5 protein-coding genes are annotated in these 7,319 nt (G+C 71.1%); all 5 read right to left on the bottom strand.

What is annotated here, in order from left to right:
* Positions 1-500: 500 nt before the first annotated feature.
* The 5 genes from AC2A1K_RS32120 to otsB are packed head-to-tail and all read right to left on the bottom strand — an operon-like array spanning position 501 to position 7,191.
* The gene (locus AC2A1K_RS32120) at positions 501-1,943 is read right to left on the bottom strand and encodes a sugar porter family MFS transporter (RefSeq protein WP_483900417.1); all 1,443 of its coding nucleotides are present in this window, start codon (positions 1,941-1,943) and stop codon (positions 501-503) included.
* A complete protein-coding gene (locus AC2A1K_RS32115; protein WP_483900416.1) occupies positions 1,940-2,917 on the bottom strand; it encodes an ROK family glucokinase in 978 nt (325 codons plus the stop codon). The genes AC2A1K_RS32120 and AC2A1K_RS32115 overlap by 4 nt, the downstream gene beginning before the upstream one ends.
* A complete protein-coding gene (locus AC2A1K_RS32110) occupies positions 2,914-3,678 on the bottom strand; it encodes an HAD family hydrolase (RefSeq protein WP_483900415.1) in 765 nt (254 codons plus the stop codon). Before AC2A1K_RS32110 ends, AC2A1K_RS32115 begins: the two co-directional genes overlap by 4 nt.
* Positions 3,675-6,275: a glycoside hydrolase family 65 protein gene (locus AC2A1K_RS32105; RefSeq protein WP_483900414.1), complete on the bottom strand. Its 2,601-nt coding sequence runs from the start codon at positions 6,273-6,275 to the stop codon at positions 3,675-3,677. The genes AC2A1K_RS32110 and AC2A1K_RS32105 overlap by 4 nt, the downstream gene beginning before the upstream one ends.
* Before the next feature lie 52 nt (positions 6,276-6,327).
* Positions 6,328-7,191, bottom strand: a complete 864-nt coding sequence (gene otsB, locus AC2A1K_RS32100) for a trehalose-phosphatase (protein WP_483900413.1) — start codon at positions 7,189-7,191, stop codon at positions 6,328-6,330.
* Positions 7,192-7,319: the final 128 nt, after the last annotated feature.

Below are 7,319 nucleotides of genomic sequence, written 5' to 3'. Positions count from 1 at the left end.
GGGACTTTCGGCGCTTAGAAGCAGCGAACAGCACGTTCGCCGCAACACAAGGTCGGCCGCCGACCCCGCGAACGGGGACTTTCGGCGCTTAGAAGCAGCGAACAGCACGTTCGCCGCAACACAAGGTCGGCCGCCGACCCCGCGAACGGGGACTTTCGGCGCTTAGAAGCAGCGAACAGCACGTTCGCCGCAACACAAGGTGCGCCGCCGACGGCTCCGGTTGTGGGACGCCCGTCCGCCCCGCGCGGACTCCGGCGCGCGGCGGGTCGCCGTGTCGCGGCGGGAGCGGAACGCGCACGGCCGGCCCGGACCGCAGGGGCGGCCCGGGTCGGCCAGGCAGCGTGGAGGGTCCGCACCGCGGCGGGTCCGGAGTTCCGCGAGCAGGGCCGTCCGGTCGGAGCCCTCGTCGAGGACGAGGCGCAGACGGCGACAGGGCAGGTCGATCAGGAGTTCCATGTCCTGATCGTCCTGCCCCGCGCGACCGGAATTACGCGACCCGGCTACCCGACCATCTCCTCGAGCTCCTTGCCCTTGGTCTCCTGCACGTAGCGGCTGACGAACAGGAACGACAGGAGGGCGAAGAACGCGTACAGGCCGTACGCCAGCGTCAGGCCGATGTCGGCGAGCGACTGGAAGCTGACGGTGATGAGGAAGTTCGCGATCCACTGCGCGGCCGCGGCGACCGACAGCGCGGCGGCGCGCAGCCAGTTCGGGAACATCTCACCGAGCAGTACCCAGACGACCGGGCCCCACGACACCGCGAACGCCACGACGTAGAGGTTCGCCGCCACGAGGGCGATCGGGCCCCACGGACCGGGCAGGTTCGGCGTCTCCGAGCCGTCCTCGCCGACCGTGAGGACGGCCTGCGAGAACGCGATCGCCATGACCGTGAGCGTCACGACCATGCCGGCCGAGCCCCCGAGCAGCATCGGCTTGCGGCCCACCTTGTCGACGATGAGGATCGCGACGACCGTGGCGAGCACGTTGACCAGCGAGTTGATGACCGACGCGAGGAACGAGTCGGCCTCGGAGAACCCGACGGCCTGCCACAGCGTCGTCGAGTAGTAGAAGATCACGTTGATGCCGACGAACTGCTGGAAGACCGACAGCAGGATGCCGACCCAGACGATCGGACGCAGCCCGGTGCCCGGGGCGGTGAGGTCGCGCAGGCTCGGCTTCTCCTCGCGGCGCAGCGTCTCGCCGATCTCGTGGACCTTCTCCTGGACGCCCTCGACGGTCGTCCCCAGCACGTTCGCGAGGACCTGGCCCGCCTCCTGGGTGCGCCCCTTCGCCACGAGGTAGCGCGGCGACTCGGGGATCCGCAGGGCGAGGACCGCGTAGATGATCGACGGGATGAGGCCGACGAGGAACATCCAGCGCCAGGCCTCGAGGCCCAGCCAGAACGTGTTCGCCGCGCCGCCGGCCACGCCCGCGAGCAGGGCGTCGGAGAGCAGGGCGACGAAGATGCCGAGCACGATCGCCATCTGCTGCAGTGACGCGAGTCGGCCGCGGATGTGGGCCGGCGCGATCTCCGCGATGTAGGCGGGCGCGATCACCGACGCGATACCGATGCCGACACCGGCGAGGAAGCGCCAGATGATCAGGTCCCAGACGGCGAACGCCAGGCCGGACCCGATCGAGCTGATCGCGAACAGCGCGGCCGCGATGAGCATGACGCGCACACGGCCGTAGCGGTCCGCGAACGGGCCCGCGAACCAGGCACCGACCGCCGACCCCAGCAGGGCCACCGCCACCGCGAACCCGGACAGCAGCGGACTCTCCTGCAGCCCGAACTGTTCGTTCAAAGCGTCGACGGCGCCGTTGATGACGCTCGAGTCGAACCCGAACAGGAAGCCGCCGACGGCGGCGACGATGGAGATGAGGATCGCTTTGGCGGTCGTCTTCTCCCTGGAACCGGGAGCCCCCGGCGCTGGATCGGTCATCGGTCACTCCCCGGAACGGCACTGTCGTCACTGGTCCGGGCGAGGTCGGCAGCACCGACCATCCCGGACTCCCACCCCAACTCCGCGAGCCGGACCTCGGCCACGGGCCGGTGGCCGCGGCCCGTGAGATTCGCTCGGAAGGTCTCCTCGACCCGGCCCCGCAGGACCTCGCCGGCCGCGGACACGCCGCCGCCGATCACGAACAGGGTCGGGTCGAGCACGGCCGCGAGCTGCGCGAGACCGAGCCCGATCCAGCGGCCGATCTCGTCGAAGCAGTGCAGCGCGCCCACGTCACCCTGCTGAGCCGCGGCGGTCACCATCTCCCCGGTGATCGCCTCGGGATCGCCGCCGGCCGCCGCGAGCAGGCCGGCCGCGAACGCGGGCGAGTGCCGGGCGATCTCGCGGGCCTCGCCGACGAGCGCCCGTCCCGACCCGTACTGCTCCCAGCAGCCCTGCAGCCCGCAGCCGCACCGGCGCCCGTACGGGACCATCGTGATGTGGCCGATCTCGGCCGCCACCCCGAACCCGCCACGCAGCAGGCGCCCGCCCGAGACGATGCCGCCGCCGACCCCCGTACCGATGGTGATGGCGACGAGGTCGTCGTGGTCCCGGCCCGCCCCGAACCGGGACTCGGCCCAGGCGACGGAGTTGGCGTCGTTCTCGACGACGACCGGCAGGTCGAGCGCGATCGACAGCTCGCCGCGCAGATCCTCGTCGCGCCAGGCCAGGTTCGGCGCGAACATCACCTTGGCGCGCGCGGCGTCGACGAATCCCGCCGCGCCGATCCCGACCCCGACGATGTCGTGGCCGGTGCGCAGCTCCCGCACGCCGTCGGCGATGGCCTCGAGCACCATCCGGGTGTCGGTCGCCGGCGTCTCGCGCCGGGTCGAGGCGATCAGCTTGCCGTCCCCGTCGACGACTCCCGCCGCGATCTTGGTGCCGCCGACGTCCACGCCGACGGTCAGCCCGCTCACGACTTCCTCACCAGCTCGTGCCGACCGAGGGCGGCGAGGTCGATCGTGCCCATGTCGGTGACGACGACGTCGGCACCCTCGGCGGCCAGCGCGTCGACGTCGTCGGCACGGGACACCCCGAGCGCGCCGAAGCCGCCGGCCTTCGCCGCCTGGATGCCGTTGACCGCGTCCTCGGCGACGAACGCGTCCGCCGGGTCGACGCCGAGCTCGGAGGCCGCGGTCAGAAAGATCTCCGGGTTCGGCTTGCCCTGGGCGAAGTCGCGGCCGGAGACGTCGACGTCGAAGTAGCCGTGGAGGTTCCCGGACGCCCCGAAGCGGGACAGGTCGACGCGCTCGAGGAAGAGCTTCGCGTTCTTCGAGGACGACGCCGCGGCGATCGGGATGCCGGACTGCTTGACGTCGACGACGAACTGGACGGCGTCGTCGTAGGCCGAGAAGCGCCCCTCGGAGATCAGCCGGATGATCATCTCCTGCTTGTACTCGCCGTACTCCTGCACCCGCCGGTCGATATCGGGCACGCCGAAGTACTCGAGCGCCGCGGTGGCACCGGCCTTGCGCGGCTTGCCCGACATCCGCTCGTGGTAGAGCGCGGGCGTGAACCTCTCGGGCGTGTAGCTGGTCCGGGAGACGATGTCCGACCAGGGGCCCTCCATGAGCTCGCGCAACGACTCGCGCCAGGCCTCCTCGTGCGGCGAGTCGACGAGGACGCCGTCCACGTCGAAGATCGCTCCGCGAAATCCGGACCGTTCGGTGCCGCTCATGCGCCGTTCCCTTCGTGGTCGTGCCCGGTGGCGGGCGTCCGGTCGTCGTCGGGCACGGAGACCGGGGCGGGTGCCGCGGACGTCGAGCCGATCCGCCCGTCGCGGTCCAGCGTCACCGTCCACTCCTGCCCGGCACCGAGCTCGCGGACCTCGCCGCCCAGCCCGATCCGGACCGGGTGGCTGAACCCCTCGGACTGCACGGCGACGGTCAGCGCGCCGTCGTTCACCGACACGCGCAGCGTGGTGCCCTGGAACACCAGTGAGACCGCGAGCCCGTCGAGACGCAGGGTCAGCCGCGGGTCGAAGGTCAGGACCCCGTCGCGCGCCCCGGCACCGAGGTAGGCCCGCTGGAGGAGGTCGAGGGTCCCCGACATGACCCCCATGTGGATGCCTTCCTTGGTGGTGCCGCCCTGCACGTCGCCGATGTCGGACTCGACGGCGACGAGGAAGCGCTCCCAGGAGCTCTCGGGGTCGATGCCGGCCAGCACGGCGGCGTGCGCGACGAGCGAGAGCGTCGAGCCGTGCGAGGTGCGCCGGTCGTAGTAGGCGATGGTGCGCCGCGCGAGGTCGGCGTCGTCGGCGATCGCGTCGTACCCGAGCCGCGAGAAGATCTCGCGGAGCTCGTCGTCGCCGAACAGGAAGAACAGCATCACCGCGTCGGCCTGTTTGGCCAGCTTGTAGCGGTCGGGGTCGTCACCCTCGGCCTTGAGGATGCGGTCCATCCGCTGGATGTTCTTGTGCCGGGCGCGGTAGCCGTCCCAGTCGAGCTCGTCGAGCTGCTCGTAGCCCTCGAACTGCGTGATGACCAGGTGCCCGTCGTCGTCGCGGTGGGTGGGCACCGTCATCGAGGTGCTCATCTCCGACCAGCGGGCGATCTCGTCGTCGGTGATGCCGAGACGGCTGCGCAGCGCCCGGCGGCGGCTCTTGGGAAGCAGCGCCAGGACCTTCGGCGCGGTCGCGGCGATCCACGCGACCATGACGTTGGTGTAGGCGTTGTTGCGCAGCCCGCCGGTCTCCGAGCCCGGGTAGCGCTCGTGGAACTCGTCGGGCCCCATCACGCCGTGGATCTCGTAGCGGCCGGTGTTCGGGTTCTTGTGCGCGATCGACGCCCAGAACCGGGCGATCTCGAGCATGAGCTCGGCGCCGTAGTCGCGCAGGAACTCCAGGTCGTCGGTGGCCTGGTAGTACTGCCAGACGTTGTAGAAGATCGCCGCGTTGACGTGGCGCTGGTTGTGCGAGTGGTCGGGGTCCCACTGGCCCGACAGCGGGTTGAGGTGGACGACCTGCGTCTCCTCGGTGCCGTCGCTGCCCGACTGCCACGGGAACATCGCCCCGCGGTAGCCCTCGAGCGCCGCGGCCGCCCGGGCCTCGGCGAGGCGCCGGTAGCGGTACATCAGCAGCCCGCGGGTGATCTCCGGGACCCGGTAGTTGAGGAACGGGTAGACGTAGAGCTCGTCCCAGAAGACGTGCCCGCGGTAGGCCTCGCCGTTGAGCCCGCGCGCGGGGACGCCGGCGTCGTGGCGGGCGGTGTGCCGCGAGCAGACCTGCAGCACGTGGGCCATGTGAAAGCGCAGCAGCAGCTCGACGCGCGGCTCGCGGGGCAGCTCGAGGTCGGCGACGTCCCAGTACTCGTCCCAGGCGTCGACGTGCTCGGCGAGGCACCCGGCGAAGTCCGGGTAGCGCTCGACGTGGCGTCCGGCGGCGGTGAGCGTCTCGGTGATGGCGTTGTCGTGGCTGGTGAAGAACGACACGATCTTCTCGACGCGTACGGTCTCGCCCTCGGTGAGATCGAGGTCGAGGACCTGCTGGATGTAGTCGTTCATCTGGTGGAGCGTGCGGACCGGCTCGACCTTCTCCCAGCCGCGCCCGCGACCCCGGTACACGCGGGTGCGCGCGGCCTCGGAGACGTAGAGGTTCGACTGCCGCGTCCGGACCTTGAGCGCGATGATCTCCGGGCCGAACGTCCGCGGGGTGACGGGGTCGAGGTGGCGGCCCTCGAGGTCGCGATAGCGCGCGACCATCGTGTTGTCGACGCGGCCGTCGATGGCCGAGACGATCCCGATGCTCCCCGACCAGTTCTCGGCGGTGATCGTCCACTCCATCGCCGCCTGGTGGCTGTGCGCCATCGACACGAACCGGCGGCTGCGCAGCGTCGTCTCGCGCCCGGCCCGGTCACGGAAGCGGAACTCACGGCTGACCGTGGCGGTGCGGATGTCGTAGGAGTGGCGGTAGTCGAGCACGTCGACGTTGTCGAGGCGGATGGCCTCCTCGCCCTCGATGCGCAGCTTGAGGACGAGCCAGTTCGGGAGGTTGACGAGGTCCTCGTTGAGGACCGGACGCCCGCCGAGGATCGTCGTCTCGCGGTTGTAGGCGCCGTGGGCGTAGGTGCCCGCGTAGTGCCGGGGCGCGTCGGTGTCCTCCCACTCGGCCGCGCCGCGGGTGCAGAAGTAGCCGTTGCCGGTGCTGGTCAGCGCCTCACGCAGGCCCTCGTCGTCGGGCTCGAGGCCGGTCCAGGTGAGGGTGAAGTCGTCGGCCACGGCGCCGCCGGGCAGGACCTCACCGGAAGCTGTCGTCGTCTGGTCGGTCGCGCTCGTCACTGACGTCTCCGTACTCGAGGGAGGGTCGGTTGCTTCGGGTTCATGTGGCCGGTCACCGGGCCAGGCCGTCGAGGAATCGGCCCACCTCGTCGACCGTGGCCAGCACGGCCGCCGCGGCGGTCTCGCGGCCGGCCGCGTCGGCCGGGTCGATCACGAGGACGCCGAGACCGGGCGTTTCCCGCTGCGCGAGCGCGCGGAACGCGTCCTCGTCGGTGATGTCGTCGCCGAGGTAGATCGGGACGGTGTCCGGGTGGTCGAGGTCGAGGACGCCGATGAGGTGCTCGACGGCCTTGCCCTTGTTCCAGTCGATCTTCGGCTGGATCTCGTGCACGAACTTGCCCGGCGTCACGCGCAGTTCGCCGGGGTGCTCGGCGAGCACCTCGTCGACGAGGGCGGCCACGCGTGGCCGCTCCTCGGGGGCGACGTGCCGGTCGTGGAGGGCCACCGAGGCGTGCTTGGGCTCGACCTGCGTGCCCTCGATGTCCGCGGCGGCGACCCGGACCCGCTCGGTGACCTCGGCGACGAGGTCCTCCCAGCCTCGGGAGGCGTCGTGCTCGATCACGCCGCGCTGCGGGTCGACGATGTCGAAGCCGTGGCTCCCGGCGATCACGAGGTCGTTCACGCCGCTGAGCTCCTCGACCACGGCCCGGTCTCGGCCCGAGACGATGCAGACCGGACAACGGCCGGCGAGCGAGCGGAGGATCCCCCGCATCCCGTCGGTCATGATCGCGTCCTCGGGCCGCGGAACGATCGGCGTCAGCACGCCGTCGTAGTCGAGGAACACGGCGGGGCGCCGGCCGTCGAGGCGCTGCGCCACCTCGGGGGCGTCGAGCGCGTGCGGCAACGCGTCCGCCGTCGTGGTCGCCGGGGAATCGGAGCGGTACGGAGCTCGACCGTCGTCGGCAGGCACGGTCACCAGGGCCTCCGCATCTCGGCGCGCCGTTGTCGTGTGATGCGAAACACAGGCTAGGGCGGGCCTTGGGGCGTCGTCAACGGATGAACACAGCGCCGCGATCTTGGACCCTCGCGCGGCGTTGCGCCACC

The organism is Actinomycetospora sp. 2LY8.5, from assembly GCF_057180585.1.
This window is presented reverse-complemented; position numbering and strand designations above follow the sequence as displayed.

Coding starts and splice junctions, on each gene's coding strand:
- AC2A1K_RS32120 (WP_483900417.1), bottom strand. CDS start 1,943: ATGACCGATCCAGCGCCGGGGGCTCCCGGTTCCAGGGAGAAGACGACC.
- AC2A1K_RS32110 (WP_483900415.1), bottom strand. CDS start 3,678: ATGAGCGGCACCGAACGGTCCGGATTTCGCGGAGCGATCTTCGACGTG.